The following is a 20,373-nucleotide window of genomic DNA, read 5'->3' on the forward strand; positions in this document are numbered from 1 at the left end:
AGTGAATTTCTTGACCGCAGCACGGCGGGTGATGATTACCGGCGGGACCGGGTCCTTCGGCCGGACCATGGTGCGTCGCCTGCTCGACCGGAATGTGGACGAGGTCCGGGTGTTCAGCCGGGACGAGGCCAAGCAGGACGACATGCGTCGAATCTTCGGCGACGAGCGGGTCCGGTACCACGTCGGGGACGTGCGGGACCGCGACTCGGTGCTGCGCGCCAGTCGCGGCGTCGATCACGTCTTCCACGCCGCGGCGCTCAAACAGGTGCCGTCCTGCGAGTTCTTTCCGCTGGAGGCGGTGCGGACGAACATCCTCGGCAGCACAAACGTGATCGAGGCGGCCGAACGCAACGGCGTGCGGTCGGTGGTGGTGCTGAGCACCGACAAGGCCGTCTATCCGGTGAACGTCATGGGCATGAGCAAGGCGATGATGGAGAAGGTCGCCCAGGCGTACGCCCGCAACAACCCGAGCAGCGCCACCACGGTCTCCTGCGTCCGCTACGGCAACGTCCTGTATTCGCGCGGCTCGGTGGTCCCGCTGTTCATCGAACAGATCAAAGCCGGCCGGCCGCTCACGGTGACCGATCCGCAGATGACCAGGTTCCTGATGTCGCTCGACGACTCCGTGGCCCTGGTGGAGCACGCCTTCGAGCACGCCCGACCCGGCGACATCTTCGTCCGCAAGGCGCCGGCCTGCACCATCGGCGACCTGGCCGAGGCCCTCTGCCAACTCTTCGACGTCCCGGCCAAGCTGGACGTCATAGGTGTCCGGCACGGCGAGAAGTCCGACGAGACGCTGGCCAGCCGGGAGGAGTTGCTGCGGGCCGAGGACTTCGGCGAGTTCCTGCGTGTGCCGTTGGACGTCCGTGGCCTCAACTACGCGCTCTACGTCACCGAGGGTGACCTGGGCGGCGGGCCGACCGAGGACTTCAACTCGGCAAACACCCGGCGGCTCGGCGTTGCCGAGATCGTCGAGCTGCTGCGGAGCCTGCCGGAGGTCCGCGCGGAACTGGCCCTGCGGGATGCGGTATCCGCGTGCTGAGGCTTGCCGTCACCGGTGCCGGTGGCTTCCTCGGCTGGCACGTACGCGTGCTGTTGCGGACGCTGGGTTGGCCGGAGCCGGTCGTCGTCACCCGCCACGATCTGACCGACCCGACCGCGGTCGCCGCGAAGGTCACCGGCGTGGACCGGGTGCTGCACCTGGCCGGGATCAACCGGGGCGACCCGACGGAGGTCGCCAGCGGCAACCTCAGGATCGCCAGGCAACTGGTCGCCGGGATGCGCGCCGCCGACGCGCCACCGAAGGCCATCGGCTACGCCAATTCCGTACAGGCCGGTAACGGCACCCCGTACGGCGACGCCAAGGCCGAGGTCTCGGCGATCCTCGCCGAGGCGGGTCTACCGGTCGACGATGTCCTGCTGCCGAACCTGTACGGCGAGGGCGGGCGGGCGCACTACAACTCGGTGGTGGCGACCTTCTGCCGGGTGCTGGCCGACGGTGGGCGACCCGATGTGCACGGTGACCGGGAACTCAGTCTGGTGCACGCCACCGATGCCGCCGCCCGGCTCGTCGGCACGGCGACCGACGGCTCGTGGGACGCGACCATGCCGGCGCTTGACATCGGGGTGCGAGAACTCGCCACGCGGCTGGCCGAGATGGCCGCCAGCTACCGGACCGGCGAGATTCCGCCGCTCACCGACCGCCACACGGTGCGCCTGTTCAACACCTACCGCGCCCACTGCTTCCCGGCGCACTATCCGCTGGTGCTGCCGCGCCGGGCCGACGCGCGGGGCGTACTCGTGGAGACGGTGAAGGTGCATGGTGGCGCTGGTCAGACCTTCTGCTCGACCACCCGCCCGGGAGCGACCAGGGGAGAGCACTATCACCTGGCCAAGGTGGAACGGTTCGTGGTGCTGCGCGGCTCGGCGGAGATCAGCCTGCGCCGGGTGGGCGGCACCGAGGTGGTGCGGTTCCAGGTCGGCGGTACCGAGCCGGCGCTCGTCGACATGCCGACCATGTGGGTGCACAAGCTTGTCAACACGGGCTCCGATGAACTGGTCACGCTGTTCTGGACCAACGAGTTGTTTGACCCGGTACGCCCCGACACCTGGCCCGAACCGGTGGAGGCGAGCATCCCGAGGCCAGTGGCGGCGGTCGGATGAGGATCGGTCTGGTCAGCCAGTGGTATCCGCCCGAGGGCGTGTTCATCCCGGGGAACCTGGCACAGCAACTGGCGGTACGCGGGCACGACGTACGAGTGCTCACCACCTTTCCCAGCTATCCGCAGGGCAGCATCTATCCGGGCTGGCGGCAGCGGTGGCGGCACGTCGAGCGGCAGGGACCGGTAGCGGTACGGCGGGTGCCGGCGTACCCCAGTCATGACACCTCGGCACTGCGTCGGGCCGCGAGTCACCTCTCCTTCGGCCTCAGCAGTGGCCTCGCCGGCCTCCGCTGGCTGGCGGGTGTCGATGTCACCTACGTCTATCACCCACCGCCGACAGCCGTCACGGCGGCAGCCCTGCTCCGCTGCGCCCGGCGGACGCCGATCGTCCTGCACGTGCAGGACATGTGGCCGGAGTCGGTACTCCAGTCCGGCATGGCGCCCACCGGGCTGGCCGGTCGGGCAATGGCGGGCGGCCTGGACGCCCTGATCCGTACGGCCTACCGGATGGCGTCGGCCATCGTGGTGATCTCCCCGGCGATGGCCGACATGGTCATCGAGCGCGGTGCCGACCCGGCCCGGGTACGCGTGGTGTGGAACTGGACCGACGACGCGCTGTTCCGGCCCGTGCCGGTCACCGCAGCGGCCCGGTCGGCACTCGGGTACCGGGGTCGGTGCACGGTGATGTTCGCCGGAAACCTCGGGCCGTTGCAGGGCGTCGACACGGCGATCCGCGCGGCAGCCGCCGTCCGCGACCGGATGGACCTGGTGCTGGTGGGGTCAGGTGCGGAAGAGGAGACAGCCCGCCGTCTCGCCGCCGAGATCGGCGCGGACAACGTACGGTTCATCGCCCGGCGTGCCCCGCAGGAGATGGCGGATCTCTACGCCGCGGCCCAGTGGCAGTTGGTCTGCCTGCGGGACCTGCCCGGGTTGCGCGGCACCGTGCCGTCCAAACTACAGGCCGCCCTGGCGTGTGGCAGACCGGTGGTCGCCGCACTGCCCGGGGCGGCGGCGACGGTGGTCGAGTCGGCCCGAGCCGGCCTGGTGTGCCCGCCCGGGGACTGGGGCGCGCTCGCGCAGCGGTTCCGGTCGGCCGCGGGCACGTCCGAGCGCGAGCGCGCCGAGATGGGCCGCCGGGCCCGTCAGCTCTACCAGGAGCGGATGTGTCTACCGGTCGGCGTGGACCAGTTCGAGGACATCCTGACCAAGTTGGCGGCACGGAAAGGACGGGCATGACCCGGATCATGACGGTGGTCGGCACCCGACCCGAGATCATCCGACTGTCCCGGGTGATTGCCCGCCTCGACGAGACCGTGGACCACCTGCTGGTGCATACCGGGCAGAACTGGGACAGCACGCTCTCCGACGTGTTCTTCACCGAGCTGCGGCTGCGCGAGCCGGACCGGTTCCTCCGGGTCGACACGTCCTCGCTCGGTCGGGTGCTGGGCGGTGTGCTGGTCGGCATCGAGGCGGCGATCGAGGAAAGTCGACCCGACGCCCTGCTGGTGCTCGGGGACACCAACAGCTGCATCGCGGCGCTGATGGCACGCCGGATGCGGGTGCCGGTCTACCACATGGAGGCCGGCAACCGATGCTTCGATCTGAATGTGCCGGAGGAGACGAACCGCCGCCTGGTCGACCATGTCGCGGACTTCAACCTGGTCTACACCGAGCACGCCCGGCGTAACCTGCTGGCGGAGGGATTGCACCCCCGGCGGATCCTGCACACCGGGTCGCCGATGCGGGAGGTGCTGGAACATTACCGGCCCGACATCGCCGCCTCGACGATCCTGCGACAACTGGAGTTGGCCCCGCGCCGCTTCTTCCTGGTCAGTGCGCACCGGGAGGAGAACGTGGACCGCCCGGACCGGCTCGCGCGGCTGCTGGAGTGCCTGCGCGCGGTCCGCGACCACTGGAATCTCCCGGTGCTGGTCTCGACGCATCCGCGTACCCGCAAGCGGCTTGAGGCGCTGGCCCCGGACGCGACCATGCTGGACGGGATCGTCTTCAGCGAGCCGTTCGGACTGCTCGACTACGTGCACCTGCAAACGGCGGCATACTGCACGCTCTCCGACAGCGGCACGATCAGCGAGGAGGCGGCGATCATGGGCTTCCCTGCGGTGACCTTGCGTGAGTCGATCGAGCGTCCGGAGGCGCTTGACGTCGGCGGGATCATCATGACCGGCCTCGATCCGGCGGGCGTGGTGGAGGCGGTTCGGGTCGTGGTCGACCAGGTCCGTGCCCACGGAGTGCCCTGCCCGGCCGACTACCTGGTGACCGACACCTCCCGCCGGGTGGTCGACTTCATGCTGTCCACCGTCCGCCGACACCACGACTGGGCGGGCATCCGCCGCTGACCCGGCGGTCCGCCGCTGACGTCGGCAGGCGACGCCCAGCTGCGGGCTCAGGTGCGGGTGGCCAGGAAGTCGTCGATCACGCCGAGCAGGAACGTGATCTGTCGTTCGGTGAGGGCGCTCCCGCTGGGCAACGTCAGGCCCTCGGCGAACAGTTCGTCCGCAGCACCGGTGAGCAGGCTCTGCGCGCCCGCGTACGCCGGTTGCAGATGCATCGGCTTCCACACCGGGCGCGTCTCGACGTGTCGGGCGGCGAGGTGGGCGGCCAGGTCGGCCGCCCGCCAGCCGGCCTGCTCCGGGCGCACTCGGATGACCGTCAGCCAGCAGTTCGATTCCGGGTCGTCGGCGCCGAGCAGCTCGACACCCGGCACCGCGGCGAAGAGCTTCGCATACCGGTCGCGCAACTGCCGGCGGCGGCCGATCATGCCGTCCAGCCGCACCAGCTGGGCCCGGCCCAGCGCGGCCAGCAGGTTGCTGAGCCGGTAGTTGTATCCGGTCTCCCGGTGCTCGTAGTGCACCGTGGGTTCCCGTGCCTGCGTGGACAGATATCGGGCCCGGGTCAACAGCGCGAGATCGTCGGAGACGAGCATGCCACCGCCGGAGGTGGTCATGATCTTGTTGCCGTTGAACGAGAGCGCCGCGCCCCGGCCGAAGGTGCCGGCGGCCCGGCCGGCATGGGTGGCCCCGAGAGCCTCGGCGGCGTCCTCGACGACAGGCACCTCCCACTCGGCGCAGACCGGCAGGAGCGCGGTGTAGTCGGCACAACTGCCGAACATGTCCACCGGGACCACGGCACCGACCCGCGTACGCCGACTGCGCAGCTCGCGCAGCAACCGGGTGAGCAGCGCGACGTCGAGGTTGCCGGTGCGTGGGTCACAGTCGACGAAGACCGGTCGGGCCCCGGTGTAGCGCACCGCGTTCGCCGTGGCCACGAACGTCAGCGTGGGCACGACCACCACATCCTCCGGACCGACACCCACCCCCAGCAGGGCCAGGTGCAGTGCGGCGGTGCCGGAGCTGACCGCCACCGCGCCCCGGGTTCCGAGTCGGCCGGCGACCTCGCGCTCGAAGGCTTCCAGGTCCGGACCGGCGGGCGCCACCCAGCCCGAACGCAGTGCGGCGATGAGGTACGACTCTTCGAGCGGTCCGACGTCGGGCCGGGAGAGATGCACGGCGTAGGTCATCGGTGCCCGCCGTCCGGCGCAGCCGCGCGGCTGGCCGTGGTGCCCCGGAACTCCGGCGCGGTAGCGAGGCCGACGGCCGAGATTCCCTCGCGGCGCAGCACGGTGCGTACGGTCATGAGGAGGATGGACAGATCGAGCCGCAGGCTCCGGGTGTCGACGTACTCCACATCGAACTCGAACTTCTCTTCCCAGCTGAGCCCGTTGCGACCGCGGACCTGGGCCAGACCCGTGATGCCGGGGCGTACCTCGTGTCGCCGAGCCTGAGCGGCGGAGTAGCGGGGCAGGTACTCCGGCAGCAGTGGCCGGGGGCCGACCAGGCTCATGTCGCCGCGCAGCACGTTCCACAGCGTGGGCAACTCGTCCAGGCTGGTGGACCGCAGCCAGCGCCCCAGCGCGGTGAGCCGGTCCGGGTCTGCCACCAGACCTCTGCCGGGATCCGGCGGACGCATGGTGCGGAACTTGACCAACTCGAACGACACCCCGTGCTTACCGGTCCGGCACTGCCGAAACAGCACCGGGCGGCCCAGCCGCACCAGCACCACCAGGGCGGTCACGGCCATCACCGGCGCGAGAACCACCAGCAGGACGGTCGCCGCGACGACATCGATCAGGCGCTTGCTGCGCTGCGGGCGCACTGTCCGGGGGGCAACCTGCGGGAGCACCGCACCATCTACCGGCACCGACTACCTCCGCCGAATCACGTGACTGTCCCTCGAAACTTCCCGGGTAGCTATCAGCCAGAGGGTGCGAATATCCCTCGAAAGCGGATAAAGCTCCGCTAGTACAACCGCCCGGCTGGCGAGGGAGACACGGCTTTCAGTTGTCGTTTCCGGCGAGCAGTCGATCGAGCAGAACTTCCAGCGGGATCGACTCACCGTCGCGGCCACCCGCGCCAACGACAAGGGGTGGTGGGCTGGGTTCGGGATCGGCACCGAACAGCCGGGCCCGCAGACCGCCTGGCACGGTCAACAGATGGAACCGCCCGTCGGTGTCCACGGCACGGCTGCGGGCCTGGTCCACGTACCAGCCCCGCAGCCGGGTCCGGTACCGTCCCCGCCCGTCGTACGAGCGCGCGGTGAGTCGGGTGGTCGGCAGCCCACGCCGCAGCGCCTCGGCCACGAACCGAGCCACCAACTGCGCCGCCTGGGCCTGCTCGGTGGCGCGCCGACGCTCCTCGGCCGCGGCGTGCGCCGTAACGGCCTGCCGCCGCTGCTCCCGCCAGTCCTGGCCGTCGTGGGCGTCCACGCCGACGACGGTACGCCCGCCGCCCCGGTGGCGGCACCGGGGCGGCGCAGGCGCGGGGTTCGGCGGCGGCCCCGGTTCCTCACCACGGCCGCCGCCGTCGCGCTGTCAGGCGAGGCCGGCGCGGCGGAGCGCCTCGGCCATCGCGTCGTTGGCCGGTGCCGGCCCGCCGCCGTCACGCCGCTGGCGCTGCTGCGGCCCGCCGGTGCGGCCCTCCCGACCGCCGCCCTCCCGACCGCCGCCCTCCCGACCGCCGCCCTCCCGGCCGCGACCGCCGCCGGGCGCACCGGCACGCTCGCCGCGACCGCCGCCGCGCGGGCCGCCGCGCCCACCGCCCGGCTCCACCTCGTCGTCCAGCCGCAGGGTCAGCGAGATGCGCTTACGCGGTACGTCCACGTCCAGCACCTTGACCTTGACCACGTCGCCGGACTTGACCACCTCGTGCGGGTCCTTGACGAAGGTGCGCGACATCGCCGAGACGTGCACCAGACCGTCCTGGTGCACCCCGACGTCCACGAACGCGCCGAACGCGGCGACGTTTGTGACCACGCCCTCCAGGACCATGCCGGGCGTGAGGTCGCTGATCTTCTCGACGCCCTCGACGAAGGTCGCCGTCTTGAACTCCGGCCGTGGGTCGCGGCCGGGCTTCTCCAACTCGGCGAGGATGTCGGTGACGGTGGGCAGGCCGAACGTGTCGTCGACGAAGTCGGTGGCCCGCAGCCCGCGCAGGATGGTGCTCTTGCCGATGATCGACCGCAGGTCCTGCTGGGTGGCGGCGAGGATCCGGCGCACCACCGGGTACGCCTCCGGGTGCACGCTTGAGGAGTCCAGCGGGTCGTCGCCATCGGGAATGCGCAGGAAGCCCGCGCACTGCTCGAACGCCTTCGGCCCCAGCCGAGCCACCTTCTTCAGGTCGGCCCGGGTGCGGAACGGGCCGTTTGCGTCCCGGTGCAGCACGATGTTCTCGGCCAGCCCGGCCCCGATGCCGGAGACCCGGGTGAGCAGGGGAGCGGACGCGGTGTTGACATCCACACCGACGCCGTTGACACAGTCCTCGACCACGGCGTCCAGCGACCGGGAGAGCTTCACCTCGGAGAGGTCGTGCTGGTACTGCCCGACGCCGATCGAGCGCGGGTCGATCTTGACCAACTCGGCGAGCGGGTCCTGGAGGCGGCGGGCGATGGAGACCGCACCGCGCAGCGACACGTCCAGCCCGGGCAGCTCCTGCGCCGCGTACGCGGAGGCGGAGTAGACCGACGCGCCGGCCTCGGAGACCACCACCTTGGTCAGCTTCAGCTCGGGGTGCCGCTTGATCAGGTCACCGGCGAGCTTGTCGGTCTCCCGGCTGGCCGTGCCGTTGCCGATCGCCACCAGCTCCACGCCGTGCGCGGCGGCCAGCGTGGCGAGGGTGTGCAGCGAGGCGTCCCACTGCCGGCGCGGCTCGTGCGGATAGATCGTGTCGGTGGCCACGACCTTGCCGGTGGCGTCCACCACGGCCACCTTCACCCCGGTCCGCAGCCCCGGGTCCAGCCCCATCGTCGGGCGGGCCCCGGCCGGTGCGGCGAGCAGCAGGTCACGCAGGTTGGTGGCGAAGACCCGGACCGCCTCCTCCTCGGCCGCCTGCCACAGCCGCATCCGCAGGTCCGCGCCGAGGTGGATGAGGATCCGGGTACGCCACGCCCAGCGCACCGTGTCGGCGAGCCACCTGTCGGCGGGCCGCCCGGCGTCACTGACCCCGAACCGGCCGGCGATCGCGGCCTCGTACCGGCTCGGCCCGGTCACCGCCGCGTCGACGTCACCGTCGGCCTCCGGGGCCATGGTCAGGTCGAGCACGCCCTCCTTCTCGCCCCGGAACATGGCCAGGATCCGGTGCGAGGGCAGCTTCGGGTACGGCTCGGCGAAGTCGAAGTAGTCGGCGAACTTGGCTCCGGTGCTCTCCTGTCCCTCGCGTACCCGGGAGACCAGCCGGCCCCGCGACCACATCTGCTCGCGCAGCGTGCCGATCAGGTCGGCGTCCTCGGCGAACCGCTCGATCAGGATGGCCCGCGCCCCGTCCAGCGCGGCGGCGGCGTCGGCCACCCCCTTCTCGGCGTCGACATAACCGGCCGCTGTCTCCCGAGGATCCTGCGTCGGGTCGCCGAGCAGCGTCTCGGCGAGCGGCTCCAGCCCGGCCTCGCGGGCGATCTGGGCCCGGGTCCGGCGCTTGGGCTTGTACGGCAGGTAGATGTCCTCCAGGCGGGACTTCGAGTCGGCCGCCATGATCTGCGCTTCCAGTGCCTCGTCGAGCTTGCCCTGGGTGCGGATCGACTCCAGCACCGCCGTGCGGCGCTCGTCCAGCTCGCGCAGATAGCGCAGCCGCTCCTCCAGGGTGCGCAGCTGGGTGTCGTCGAGCAGCCCGGTGGCCTCCTTGCGGTACCGCGCGATGAACGGCACGGTGGCGCCGCCGTCGAGCAGCTCGACGGCCGCGCGTACCTGGCGCTCGGCGACGCCGAGTTCCTCGGCGATGCGCTGATGAACAGAGAGGGTCACGATGTCGCTCCGCCTTCGGGTGTGGGTTCCGTGGTGCATTCTGCCGGGCTACCGTGGCGATCATGGAACCACCTGTCGAGCCGCGCGCCCGACGCCTCTTCGGGGGCAGCGCCCGGGCCCTCGGCGACCTCGCGACCAGCCCGTTCCGGGCCGACCGGGACCGCATCGTCGGCTCGCCGTTCTTCACCCGCCTGGGCGGCGTCACCCAGGTGATCAGTCCGGGCGGATCCGGCCTGCTGGTGCACAACCGACTCACGCACAGCCTCAAGGTCGCCCAGGTGGCGCGGGCGATCGCGGAGCGGTTCACCGCCGACGGGTGGCAGCGCGACCTGGTGGAGAAGTTGGGCGGCTGTGATCCGGACGTGGTGGAGGCCGCCGCGCTCGCCCACGATCTCGGTCACCCGCCCTTCGGGCACCTGGGCGAGCGGGTGCTGGACCGGCTGGCCCGGCACCGCCTCGGCCTGACCGACGGGTTCGAGGGCAACGCCCAGTCGTACCGGATCGTCACCTCGACCGAGATCCGTGGCGCGGCGACCACCGGGCTCGACCTGACGGCGGCGGTCCGGGCCGCGATGCTGAAATACCCGTGGACCCGGCTGGATCACCCTGACCCGCATCCGCGCCTGATGGACCTGCCGCCGCGCGGAGCGAGCCCGCCGCCGGACGACCCGGACAGCGGCTCGGCGAAGTTCGGCGCGTACCGCACCGAGCTGGACGACCTGCGGCAGGCCCGGGCACCGTTCGCCGGCCGGATCGCCGACTGGCAGCAGACCGTGGAGGCGTCGGTGATGGACACCGCCGACGACATCGCGTACGCCATCCACGACGTGGAGGACTTCTACCGGGTCGGTGTGCTCCAGCAGGGTGCGGTGGCCGCCGAGCTGATGGCCTGGCAGCGCGAGGGGGCGAGCCTGCGCGGGATCACCGACGCCGCGCTTACCACCTCGGCCCGCCGGCCCGGCGCAGCGATCGAACGGCTGCGCCGCCACCTGCACCGCAAGGACAGCTGGATCGCCGACGACGAGGCGTTCGCCGCCGCCGTCGAGCACGTCCGCGAGGAACTGGTCGAAGGGCTGCTCGCCCTGCCGTTCGACGGCTCGATCGAGGCCGAGCAGTACGTGGCACGCTTCTCGGCCCGCTGGACCACCCGGTTCGTCGATGCGATCACCGTCGCCGAGCAGCCGTCGATGCGCTCCGGGCACGTGCTGCTGGCGCCCGCGCAGTGGCACGAGGTGCAGGTGCTCAAGTTCGTCCACCACCGGTTCGTGCTGGCCCGGCCCGATCTGGCGCTGCATCAGCGGGGGCAGGCGCGACTGCTCGGCACGCTTGTCGAGGCGTTGCTGGAGTGGCTGCTCGACCCGGAGGAGGAGTCCCGGCTGCCCCGGCGGCTGCACGACCTGGTGGAGCTGGCCGAGGCGGAGCTGCATCCGCGTACCCAGGACCGGATCGGCAAGGCCCGTGGCCGAGCCATCGTGGACTTCGTGGCCCAGCTCACCGACGGCCAGGCGGTGGCGATGCTGGACGCGCTCTCCGGCCGCTCCGGCGCCCTCTGGACCGACGCGTTCGTGCTCTGAGGGCGCGGCTCAACGCGCCGGTACGCCCTTGACCACGCGGCCCGCTGACACGTCGCGTACCACGCACGCACCGGCGCCGACCGTCGCCCCGGCACCGATGCGCAGCCCTTGCAGCACCACGGCGCCCGCGCCGATCAGCGCGGCGGTGCCGAGGTGACAGTCGCCGGAGACGGCGGCGAGCGGGTGCAGCGAGACGTGGTCGCCGACCACGCAGTCGTGGGCGAGGGTGGCGTTCTGGTTGACGTGCAGGTGCCGCCCGGCGATGACGTTCGTGGTGATCCGGCCGCCGGCGAACACCACCAGGCCCTCGGCCGAGACGAGATCGGCGCCGACGGTGGCGTCCGGATGCACCAGGCTGGCGGCGGGCAGGCCGAGCGCGTCGATCCGGGCGGCCACGGCCCGCCGGATCCGTGGATCACCCACGCCGAGCGTGACATGGGTCTGCGGGGGCAGTTGTCCGAGTGCCCCCAGGGTGCCGAGGTACGGCGCGGTCGCCTCGGCGCGCTTGCGGTTGCGCTCCGCGGGATCGTCGTCGACGAAACCGAGCAGCCGCCAGGTCAGGCGACCGGCCGCCTCGTTGACCGCCGCCACCAGTTGGGCGATCTCCCGCCCGTGGCCACCGCAGCCCACGATGACGAGGTCGAGGGTCATCGTGATCCGATCTTCATTGCTGGTCCTCCGGCCGCTGAGGTGGTCAAGCGAGCAGAGTAGAGAAGTTCGGGGGCAGAAGTGACGGTATTCCGATTTCTGCCGCCGAACAGCCGACCGGGAGGGCCGGGGCCGGTGGGGCGCCGGGACGCCCCGGGATGGCCGGGCGGCGGGGGACCTGGGCCGGCGGGGCGGCCGGGGCGCCCGCTCAGTGGCCGATCATCCGGTGCAGGCGGAGGAACGTCTCGGTGAAGCCGAGCCTCGGCCAGGTACGCGAGGAGAGCAGGTTCGTCACCCGCCAGTCGGTGACCACACTGTCGAACCCGCCGTCGACGGCCCAGTCGACGACCGCCGCGCCGAGCGCCCGACCGGCACCGGCCCGGCGGGCGTGCGGGAAGACCGCAGCGTACCCGAGGAACGCGGCGTTGTCCGGGCGGGCCAGGCCGAGATGGCTGCTCGACTTCTCCAGCGCGCATCCGATGGCCGAGCCGATCACCTCGCCGTCGCGTTCGGCCACGAACGTGGCGTACTCCGGGTTGTCGATGTCGTCCGCCCAGTCGGCGAGGCTGTCCTCAAGCGTGCCGACCCGGCCGGCGGAGAACGTCGGGGACAGGCCCTGATGCGTGGGCAGCTCCAGGTCGAGGCGGGCGAGTGGGGGAATGTCGGCCCGGCCGGCGCGGCGCACCGACACCCCACCGTCCCCGGCTGCGGTCGACAGCCTCGTCGGCGGTCGGACGGCATGCGCGTGCTGCTGGCCGAAGCCCAGCCGGAACCAGGCCCGGACCAGTTCCTCGTCCTGGGCCGGCACCACCACGTAGTGCGCCGTGCGCCCCTCGTCGACCCAGCGGGTCGCGGCGCTCGCGTAGAGGTCGCGCATCACCTCGGCATCGGTGACCGCCTGCCCGGCCGCCTCGACCCAGATGTTCGGCCCCCACAACGGCGACGTCTTCGGGGCACCGAGCAGAAACCCCACCGGCACGCCGGCCCGGAGCGCGACCGCACCGGAGGCGTCCGCAGTCTCGAACGCGGCGGTCAGCTCCGCGACGGCGGCATCGACGGTCTCGAAACGCGGCGACAGCAGCGGCTGGGCGAGCCGGTGCCGGCGGTGCCGGTCGGCCAGCAACGCGCCGCAGGCCGGCACGTCGGCGGCCACGATCGGCCGGATCTCCACGCGCGACATGGCCAGCACGGTAGCCGGGAGGCTATCGAACGGCACCCGCATTTCCCGCCGGTCCCGCCCGCTTGCCGGCCGCGCCGCCATACCGGCCGCCCCCGGCCGCGCCGCACCCCGGCCGCGCCGCACCCCGGCCGCGCCGCACCCCGGCCGCGCCGCACCCCGGCCGCGCCGCACCCCGGCCGCGCCGCCCCGGCCGCGCCGCACCCCGGCCGTGGTGCATACCGGCTGTCGCGCACGCTGGCTGTCCCGCACGCTGGCTGCCCCGCCGCTGGCTGTCCCGCGCGCTGTGCGCCTGTCGACGTCAGGCGATCGCCTGCCACCAGCCGTCGACAGGCGGCGGGTCGTCGACCACCACTCGCTCGCCGGGGCGCGGCACGGCCAGCCGGACGTCCCGCGCCTTGGCCTCGGCCCAGAGCCGGTCGACCGGCTCGGACCAGTCGTGCAGGGCGAGGTTGAACGTCGCCCAGTGCACCGGTACGAAGAGCCCACCGCGCAGGTCCAGGTGGGCGCTGACCGCCTCCTCCGGGAACATGTGGATGCCCGGCCAGGCCCGGTCGTACGCCCCGATCTGCACCAGCGTCACGTCGAACGGCCCGTGCTCCGCGCCGATCTCGGCGTACCCGTCGAAGTAGCCGGAGTCGCCGGTGTAGTAGACCCGGCGCTGGCGTCCGGCGACCACCCAGGAGCTCCACAGGGTGCCGTTGCGGCGTAGCCCGCGCCCGGAGAAGTGCTGGGCAGCGGCGCAGGTGATCTCCAGTTCACCGAGCCGGTGGGTCTGCGCCCAGTCCAGCTCGATGATCCGGTCGGCCGGCACGCCCCACCGATCGAGGTGGGCGCCGACGCCCAGCGGCACCAGGAACGGTGCCGACTGCCGGGCGGTCAACTCCCGCACCGTGGCCATGTCCAGGTGGTCGTAGTGGTCGTGCGAGATCAGGATCGCGTCCAGGCGGGGCAGCTCGTCGAGGCGTACCGGTGGCCGGTGCAGCCGGCGCGGGCCGACCGCCGCGGACGGGGAGCACCTGTCGCTCCACACCGGGTCGAGCAGCACCCGCCGCCCCTCGATCTCGATGAGCGTGGAGGCGTGCCCGTACCAGATCACGTTCAGCTCGCGCGCCGAATCGACCTCGGGTGCCGCGACGGGCCGGACCAGCGGCACGGCGACGCGCGGCCGACGCTGCTGCTTGCCGAAGATCATCTCTCGGAGCAGGTTGCGGTCGGGGGCCGGTGTCATGGTCCGGGTGGCTGCCCGGTTGTGGAACGTGCCGTCGCGGAACTGCGGTGACCGGGCGGCCCGCTCGGCCCGGGCCCCGGCGAGCCGCCCGCCGAGCGCGGCCGGTATCTCCCGGGCGGCCCAGGCCAGGCCGGCCAGCCCGGCCAACGCGGTCAGGCCGGCGACCGACCCGCTGATCCGCCGGCCGGTGGTCGACTGCTTCGGTTCGCTCGGCACCCGCATGGTCCCCCCTCAGCTGCGCCCCGGGGACCACGTTAGCCGCCGATGGCGCGTTCAGCCGCCGTTGCTCGGCCGGTACCGGTGGGCCCGGTGCGCGGTGCCGGTGCCGTCGAGGCGACCGGTCACGTCCAGGAAGCGCCGGCCCATCCGGGCCCGGGCCTGCACGGCGGGGTGGGTGGCACCGAAATCGTCCGCCCCGGCCTGGCCGTCGGCGAAAAGGGCGTACGTCAGCAGTGGCGCACCGGCCGTGTCGAAGATCACCCCGGCCTCGTGCCGGGCATCGGCGAACCATCCGGCCTTGGTGGCGATCCGGGCCCGCTCGGCCGAGGACATCTCGCGCCGGATGCCGTCGGTGAAGGCCACCGGCGAGCGCAGCAGCCGCAGCACGATCTCGGTCGAGGCGGCGGAGAGCAGCGCGCCGCCGACCAGCGCCCGGAGCAGGTCGTGGGTCTCCCGAGGGGTGCTGGTGCCCAGGTAGAAGCGGTTCGGGTTGGCCACCGGCTGCACCTGAGTGTTGGGGAAGCCCTTGGTCACCAGGATCTGGTTGAGCTCGGCGGCCGGGCAGACCAGCCCGCACAGTCGGACGGCGGTGTCGTCCGAGACGGTTAGCAGGTTGGCCAGCACGTGCCCGAGGGTGACCGAGCTGGGGTAGGCGCCGTCCAGGCTGAAGATGCCGTCGCCACCCGGGACGACGATCGCCGCCGTCACGTCCACCCGCTGGTCGAGGGTGAGCAGACCCCGGTCGACCTTGTCCAGCACCGCGACCGCCACGGCGATCTTGTTGACGCTGTACGCCTCGATCCGCCGGTCCGCCGACTCGCTCACCGCCACCAGCGGCGCACCGCCGGCCGGGCCGGCGAGGCTGACGTACGCTTGCCAGTTCCCGCCGGCCCGGGTACGTTCCCGCTGGTAGATGGCTGCGATCCGGGCCGCCACCCGGTCCCGGTCGCTGGTGGCCGCATCGCCGTCGAGCGGTGCGGCCACGGTCGACGCGGCGCGTCCCGGGTCAGCGGTGGCGGGCACCGCTGCCCCGAGAACGGTGCCGGCCGTGGCCACGGTGCCCAGACCGAGCGCGGCCCTGCGGTTCATCCGGGTAGTCACTGATTTCTCCCGTCGGTTCCCTGATGTCTCCTCCGGACACCCTAGGCCGACTGATCGAAATACGTGGTCCCGTCGATGCGGTCACGGCGCGAGCACGACCTTCACACAGCCGTCCTCCTTCTTCTGGAACATCTCGTACGCCTGCGGGGCCTGCGCCAGCGACAGCCGGTGGGTACGCAGATCCTCCACGCCGAGCGGGTCGTCGTCGGCGGCGAGCAGCGGGATGATCTCGTCGGTCCAGCGCCGCACATGGCACTGACCCATCCGCAACTGGATGCCCCGGTCGAACATCTCCATCAGGGGCAACGGATCCACCTCACCGCCGTACACGCCGGAGATGGAGACCGTGCCGCCGCGCCGGACGGCCTTCAACGCGGCCTTGAGCACGACCAACCGGTCCACCCCGACCTTGTCGATCATCGGCCCGGCGAGCTTGTCGGGCAGCAGCCCGGCGGCGGTCTGGGCGGCCTTGCCCAGCGGCGCGCCGTGCGCCTCCATGCCGACCGCGTCGATCACCGCGTCCGGCCCGCGTCCGTCCACCAGCTTGATAAGCGTGTCGGCCACGTCGTCGAGCTGAGAGACGTCGAGCACCTCCACGCCGTGCCGGCGAGCCATCTCCAGCCGCTCCGGCACCAGGTCCAGCCCGATCACCCGCTCGGCGCCAAGGTGCCGGCCGACGCGGGCGCAGAACTGACCCACCGGGCCGAGCCCGAAGACGGCAAGGGTCCCGCCGCGCGGGGTGTCTGCGTACTTCACCGCCTGCCAGGCGGTCGGCAGGATGTCGGAAAGGTAGAGCCACCGCTCGTCCGGTCCGGTCTCCGGCACCGCGATCGGGCCGAACTCGGCGTACGGCACCCGCAGGTACTCCGCCTGCCCGCCGGGCACCGAGCCGTACAGCGAGGTGTAGCCGAACAGGCTGGCACCCTTGCCCTCGGCGGTGACCTGACTGGTCTCACACTGCGCGTACAGCTGGCGCTCGCACATCCAGCAGCTGCCGCAGGAGATGTTGAACGGCACCACCACCCGGTCACCGGGCTTGAGCCGGGTCACCCCGGGGCCGACCTCCTCGACGATGCCCATCGGCTCGTGGCCGAGCACGTCGCCCGGCTTGAGGTACGGCCCGAGCACCTCGTACAGGTGCAGATCGGAGCCGCAGATCGCGGTGGAGGTGATCCGGACGATCGCGTCGGTGGGTTCCTCGATCCGAGGGTCGGGCACCTCCTCGACCCGTACGTCCCGTTTGCCTTGCCACGTCACTGCCCGCATGCCGGCACCTCCTTGTAGTCGGTAACCGACTGCTACCCCCACCACCCCCGCCAACCCCACCACCCCCGCCAACCCCACCCTCACCCCCACCCTCACCCTCTGCGTTGATCATGAGGTTGGCGGCAGTGGTTGATCTTTAAACTGCCGCCAACCTCATGATCAACGGGACGGGGGTGGGGGTGGGGTGGGGTGGGGGTGGGAGGGGTGGGTGGGGGTGGGTGGGTTAGGTGCCGGGGGTGTTGTCGGGGCGCTTGGTGGTGGCGGTCAGGTAGTCGCGGTTCAGGCGGCCGATGGTGCTCAGGGGGATGCCCTTCGGGCAGACCACGGTGCACTCGCCGGCGTTGGTGCAACCGCCGAAGCCCGCCTCGTCGTGCGCGTCGACCATGCCGATCACCCGGGTGTAGCGCTCCGGCTGGCCCTGCGGCAGCAGGGAGAGCTGGGTGACCTTGGCGGCGGTGAAGAGCATGCCGGAGCCGTTCGGACAGGCCGCCACGCAGGCGCCGCAGCCGATGCAGGCGGCCGACTCGAACGCGGCGTCCGCGCTCGCCTTGGCCACCGGCACGGAGTGGGCCTCGGGCGCGCTGCCGGTGGGCGCGGTGATGTACCCGCCGGCCGCGATGATCTTGTCGAAGGCGCCCCGGTTGACCACCAGGTCCTTGATCACCGGGAAGGCCCGAGCCCGCCACGGCTCGATGTCGATCGTGTCGCCGTCGGAGAACTGCCGCATGTGCAGCTGGCAGGCGGTGGTGCCGCGCTGCGGCCCGTGCGCGTTGCCGTTGATCATCAGGCCGCACATGCCGCAGATGCCCTCGCGGCAGTCGTGGTCGAAGGCGATCGGCTCCTCACCGGAGAGGATGAGCCGCTCGTTGAGCACGTCGAGCATCTCCAGGAACGACATGTCGGGGGAGACGTCGTCGACCTGGTAGGTCACCATCCGACCCTTGTCTGCAGGGCCGGACTGGCGCCAGATGCGCAGGGTCAGATTCACTTGTAACTCCGCTGCGTGGGGTGGACGTATTCGAAGTTGAGGTCTTCCTTGTGCAGCACCGACGGCTGCCCGGTGGCGGTGAACTCCCACGCGGCGACGTACGCGAAGTTGTCGTCGTCGCGCTCGGCCTCGCCGTCCGCGCTCTGGTGCTCGGCCCGGAAGTGCCCGCCGCAGGACTCCTCGCGGTGCAGGGCGTCGATGCACATCAGCTCGGCCAGCTCGAAGAAGTCGGCCACCCGGCCGGCCTTCTCCAGCGACTGGTTGAGCCCTTCACCGTCGCCGGGCACCCGCACCCGCTGCCAGAACTGTTCGCGCAGCGCGCGGATCTCGTCGATGGCCTTGCGTAGCCCGGCCTCGGAGCGCTCCATGCCGCAGTGCTCCCACATGATCTGGCCCAACTCGCGGTGGAACGAGTCCACCGTCCGGTCGCCGTTGATCGCGAGCAGCCGCTGGATGCGGTCCTCCACGTCACGGCGGGCCTCGACCGCCGCCGGGTGGCTGGCGTCGATCTTCTCGAAGGGGCCGGCGGCGAGGTAGTTGGCGATCGTGTTTGGCAGCACGAAGTACCCGTCGGCCAGGCCCTGCATCAGCGCCGAGGCGCCGAGCCGGTTCGCGCCGTGGTCGGAGAAGTTCGCCTCGCCGATCACGAACAGCCCGGGGATGGTCGACTGGAGGTCGTAGTCGACCCAGAGGCCGCCCATGGTGTAGTGCACGGCCGGGTAGATCCGCATCGGGACCTCGTACGGGTCCTCGCCGGTGATCCGCTCGTACATCTCGAAGAGGTTGCCGTACTTGGCCTCGATGGCCTTGCGGCCGAGCCGCTCGATGGCGTCGGAGAAGTCGAGGTAGACGCCGAGCTTGGTCGGGCCGACGCCCCGGCCCTCGTCGCAGACGTTCTTGGCGGCCCGGGAGGCGATGTCCCGGGGCACCAGGTTGCCGAACGAGGGGTAGATCCGCTCCAGGTAGTAGTCCCGTTCGTCCTCTCCGATGTCCCGCGGGTTGCGGTCGTCGTCCTTGGCCTTGGGCACCCAGACCCGGCCGTCGTTGCGCAGCGACTCGCTCATCAGGGTCAGCTTCGACTGGTGGTCGCCGGAGACCGGGATGCAGGTCGGGTGGATCTGGGTGTAGCAGGGGTTGGCGAAGTAGGCGCCCTTGCGGTGCGCCCGCCAGGTGGCCGTGACGTTGCAGCCCTTGGCGTTTGTGGAGAGGTAGAAGACGTTGCCGTAGCCGCCGGAGGCGAGCACCACGGCGTCGGCGAACTCGCAGGTGATCTCGCCGGTGACCATGTCCCGGACCACGATGCCCCGGGCCTGGCCGTCGACGACGATCAGCTCAAGCATCTCGTGTCGGGCGTTCATCTCCACGTTGCCCAGGCCGATCTGCCGCTCCAGCGCCTGGTACGCGCCGAGCAGCAACTGCTGGCCCGTCTGGCCCCGGGCGTAGAAGGTGCGCTGCACCTGGGCGCCGCCAAAGGAGCGGGTGTCGAGCAGGCCGCCGTACTCCCGGGCGAACGGCACACCCTGGGCTACGCACTGGTCGATGATGTTCGCCGACACCTCGGCCAGCCGGTGCACGTTCGACTCGCGGGAGCGGAAGTCGCCGCCCTTGACGGTGTCGTAGAAGAGCCGGTGCACCGAGTCGCCGTCGTTGCGGTAGTTCTTGGCCGCGTTGATGCCACCCTGCGCGGCGATCGAGTGGGCCCGGCGCGGGCTGTCCTGGTAGCAGTAGGACTTGACCCGATAGCCCTGCTCGGCGAGGGTGGCGGCGGCGGAGCCACCGGCCAGGCCGGTGCCGACGACGATCACGGTCATCTTGCGGCGGTTGGCCGGGTTGACCAGCTTGGCCTCGAAGCGGCGGCGTTCCCACCGGGTCTCGATCGGACCCTCGGGAGCCCTGGTGTCGGCGATCGGGTCGCCCTCGGTGAAGAGATCCATGGTCAGGACACCAATCCGGTGAGTACGGCGAACGGGACCACCAGGTAGCCGACGCAGAGCACGACGGCGAAGACCAGGGCCACCGCCCGGGCGCGCTGTTCGCCGCGCGGGGTCTGCTGGCCGAGGCTGCGCAGCGCGCTGAACAGACCGTGGCGCAGGTGGAAGCCGAGCGCGACGACGGCCAGGGTGTAGAAGAGGGTGACGTACCAGCGGTCGAGGGCGAAGTCGGCGACCACGTTGGCGTACGGCCGGGCCGGGTCACCGACCGGGTTCAGCGTGCCGGTGGTCAGGTCCAGGATGTGGTAGATCACGAAGAGCAGGATGATCACGCCGCCCCACCGCATGGTGCGGGCCGCGTAGCTGCCCTGGATCTTCTTGCGGTGGGCGTAGCGCACCGGGCGGGCGGCGCGGGCGCGCAGCGCCAGCACGGTGGCGGCCCAGATGTGCAGGACCACGGCGGTCAGCAGACCGATCCGCTGGATCCAGAGGAATCCGGCGCTGGGCAGCAACGGGACGCCGATCTCGCGCAACCACTCGGCGTAGTGGTTGAACTCCATCGCACCCGTGAAGATCTTCAGGTTGCCGAGCATGTGTGCGATGAGGAAAAGCACAAGCAGGATGCCCGTCACCGCCATGACGGCCTTGAGGCCGACATTGGATCGGATGGGCGACCGGGTTCTCGTCGTGACTACCACGCGACCGACGCTAGGAGTACTTCAACCAGTCGTCCAATGCATCGACACCGCAGTCTTGATAGCCATAAG

At 71.4% G+C, this 20,373-nt stretch carries 16 protein-coding genes and 1 pseudogene; 5 read left to right on the forward strand and 12 right to left on the reverse strand.

The genetic code is table 11. The features are described from left to right. Nucleotide 1: 1 nt before the first annotated feature. Genes QQG74_RS11005 through wecB form a run of 4 tightly spaced genes read left to right on the forward strand, consistent with a single transcriptional unit; the run spans nt 2 to nt 4,519 of the window. Nucleotides 2–1,042, forward strand: a complete 1,041-nt coding sequence (locus tag QQG74_RS11005; RefSeq protein ID WP_341720196.1) for a polysaccharide biosynthesis protein — start codon at nt 2–4, stop codon at nt 1,040–1,042. Continuing rightward, a complete protein-coding gene (locus tag QQG74_RS11010) occupies nt 1,036–2,163 on the forward strand; it encodes an NAD-dependent epimerase/dehydratase family protein (protein ID WP_341720197.1) in 1,128 nt (375 codons plus the stop codon). Before QQG74_RS11005 ends, QQG74_RS11010 begins: the two co-directional genes overlap by 7 nt. Beyond that, nucleotides 2,160–3,398 (forward strand): glycosyltransferase family 4 protein, encoded by a 1,239-nt coding sequence (locus QQG74_RS11015; protein ID WP_341720198.1) that lies wholly within the window; start codon nt 2,160–2,162, stop codon nt 3,396–3,398. Before QQG74_RS11010 ends, QQG74_RS11015 begins: the two co-directional genes overlap by 4 nt. Further along, nucleotides 3,395–4,519, forward strand: coding sequence for a UDP-N-acetylglucosamine 2-epimerase (non-hydrolyzing) (gene wecB, locus QQG74_RS11020; RefSeq protein ID WP_341720199.1), 1,125 nt, complete (start codon nt 3,395–3,397; stop codon nt 4,517–4,519). Before QQG74_RS11015 ends, wecB begins: the two co-directional genes overlap by 4 nt. 47 nt (nt 4,520–4,566) lie before the next feature. On the opposite strand, the gene QQG74_RS11025 is transcribed toward wecB, so the two are convergent. The 4 genes and pseudogenes from QQG74_RS11025 to QQG74_RS11040 form a co-directional block, all read right to left on the reverse strand. Beyond that, nucleotides 4,567–5,700 (reverse strand): aminotransferase class I/II-fold pyridoxal phosphate-dependent enzyme, encoded by a 1,134-nt coding sequence (locus QQG74_RS11025; protein WP_341720200.1) that lies wholly within the window; start codon nt 5,698–5,700, stop codon nt 4,567–4,569. Further along, entirely contained in the window at nt 5,697–6,362 is a 666-nt protein-coding gene (locus QQG74_RS11030) for a sugar transferase (protein ID WP_341720201.1), read from the reverse strand. Before QQG74_RS11030 ends, QQG74_RS11025 begins: the two co-directional genes overlap by 4 nt. A 154-nt stretch (nt 6,363–6,516) precedes the next feature. Further along, nucleotides 6,517–6,945 carry a hypothetical protein gene (locus QQG74_RS11035; RefSeq protein WP_341720202.1) on the reverse strand — a complete coding sequence of 143 codons (429 nt, stop codon included), beginning with the start codon at nt 6,943–6,945 and terminating at the stop codon, nt 6,517–6,519. Between the two features lie 105 nt (nt 6,946–7,050). Continuing rightward, nucleotides 7,051–9,535 (reverse strand): annotated as a pseudogene (locus QQG74_RS11040) (Tex family protein). On the opposite strand from QQG74_RS11040, the gene dgt reads away from it, so the two are divergent. After that, complete coding sequence (gene dgt, locus QQG74_RS11045) at nt 9,534–11,045, forward strand: dGTP triphosphohydrolase (RefSeq protein WP_341720203.1); 1,512 nt, start codon at nt 9,534–9,536, stop codon at nt 11,043–11,045. The pseudogene QQG74_RS11040 and the gene dgt overlap by 2 nt on opposite strands. A gap of 9 nt (nt 11,046–11,054) precedes the next feature. Here the strand turns inward: dgt and QQG74_RS11050 are convergent, their stop codons facing one another. The 8 genes from QQG74_RS11050 to QQG74_RS11085 form a co-directional block, all read right to left on the reverse strand. Further along, a complete protein-coding gene (locus QQG74_RS11050; RefSeq protein ID WP_341720204.1) occupies nt 11,055–11,696 on the reverse strand; it encodes a NeuD/PglB/VioB family sugar acetyltransferase in 642 nt (213 codons plus the stop codon). A 205-nt stretch (nt 11,697–11,901) separates the two neighbouring features. Continuing rightward, on the reverse strand, nt 11,902–12,873 hold the full coding sequence (locus QQG74_RS11055) for a GNAT family N-acetyltransferase (RefSeq protein ID WP_341720205.1): 972 nt from the start codon (nt 12,871–12,873) through the stop codon (nt 11,902–11,904). 298 nt (nt 12,874–13,171) lie between these two features. Further along, nucleotides 13,172–14,323: an MBL fold metallo-hydrolase gene (locus tag QQG74_RS11060; RefSeq protein ID WP_341720206.1), complete on the reverse strand. Its 1,152-nt coding sequence runs from the start codon at nt 14,321–14,323 to the stop codon at nt 13,172–13,174. Between the two features lie 51 nt (nt 14,324–14,374). Then, nucleotides 14,375–15,421 (reverse strand): serine hydrolase, encoded by a 1,047-nt coding sequence (locus tag QQG74_RS11065; RefSeq protein WP_341720207.1) that lies wholly within the window; start codon nt 15,419–15,421, stop codon nt 14,375–14,377. Nucleotides 15,422–15,502: 81 nt separating this feature from the next. Next, entirely contained in the window at nt 15,503–16,687 is a 1,185-nt protein-coding gene (locus tag QQG74_RS11070) for a zinc-dependent alcohol dehydrogenase (protein WP_341720208.1), read from the reverse strand. Between the two features lie 223 nt (nt 16,688–16,910). Next, nucleotides 16,911–17,675: a succinate dehydrogenase/fumarate reductase iron-sulfur subunit gene (locus QQG74_RS11075; RefSeq protein ID WP_341720209.1), complete on the reverse strand. Its 765-nt coding sequence runs from the start codon at nt 17,673–17,675 to the stop codon at nt 16,911–16,913. Next, entirely contained in the window at nt 17,672–19,609 is a 1,938-nt protein-coding gene (locus QQG74_RS11080; protein ID WP_341720210.1) for a fumarate reductase/succinate dehydrogenase flavoprotein subunit, read from the reverse strand. The genes QQG74_RS11075 and QQG74_RS11080 overlap by 4 nt, the downstream gene beginning before the upstream one ends. Nucleotides 19,610–19,611: 2 nt before the next feature. Beyond that, nucleotides 19,612–20,304, reverse strand: a complete 693-nt coding sequence (locus QQG74_RS11085; RefSeq protein WP_341720211.1) for a succinate dehydrogenase cytochrome b subunit — start codon at nt 20,302–20,304, stop codon at nt 19,612–19,614. Nucleotides 20,305–20,373 lie beyond the last annotated feature (69 nt).

It is taken from the genome of Micromonospora sp. FIMYZ51, from assembly GCF_038246755.1.
Lineage (GTDB): Bacteria > Actinomycetota > Actinomycetes > Mycobacteriales > Micromonosporaceae > Micromonospora.

Bases quoted from the DNA above. Each gene is read 5' to 3' on its own strand.
- QQG74_RS11070 (WP_341720208.1), bottom strand. From the start codon at position 16,687: ATGCGGGCAGTGACGTGGCAAGGCAAACGGGACGTACGGGTCGAGGAG.
- dgt (WP_341720203.1), top strand. From the start codon at position 9,534: ATGGAACCACCTGTCGAGCCGCGCGCCCGACGCCTCTTCGGGGGCAGC.
- wecB (WP_341720199.1), top strand. From the start codon at position 3,395: ATGACCCGGATCATGACGGTGGTCGGCACCCGACCCGAGATCATCCGA.
- QQG74_RS11080 (WP_341720210.1), bottom strand. From the start codon at position 19,609: ATGGATCTCTTCACCGAGGGCGACCCGATCGCCGACACCAGGGCTCCC.
- QQG74_RS11055 (WP_341720205.1), bottom strand. From the start codon at position 12,873: ATGTCGCGCGTGGAGATCCGGCCGATCGTGGCCGCCGACGTGCCGGCC.
- QQG74_RS11025 (WP_341720200.1), bottom strand. From the start codon at position 5,700: ATGACCTACGCCGTGCATCTCTCCCGGCCCGACGTCGGACCGCTCGAA.
- QQG74_RS11015 (WP_341720198.1), top strand. From the start codon at position 2,160: ATGAGGATCGGTCTGGTCAGCCAGTGGTATCCGCCCGAGGGCGTGTTC.
- QQG74_RS11060 (WP_341720206.1), bottom strand. From the start codon at position 14,323: ATGCGGGTGCCGAGCGAACCGAAGCAGTCGACCACCGGCCGGCGGATC.
- QQG74_RS11050 (WP_341720204.1), bottom strand. From the start codon at position 11,696: ATGACCCTCGACCTCGTCATCGTGGGCTGCGGTGGCCACGGGCGGGAG.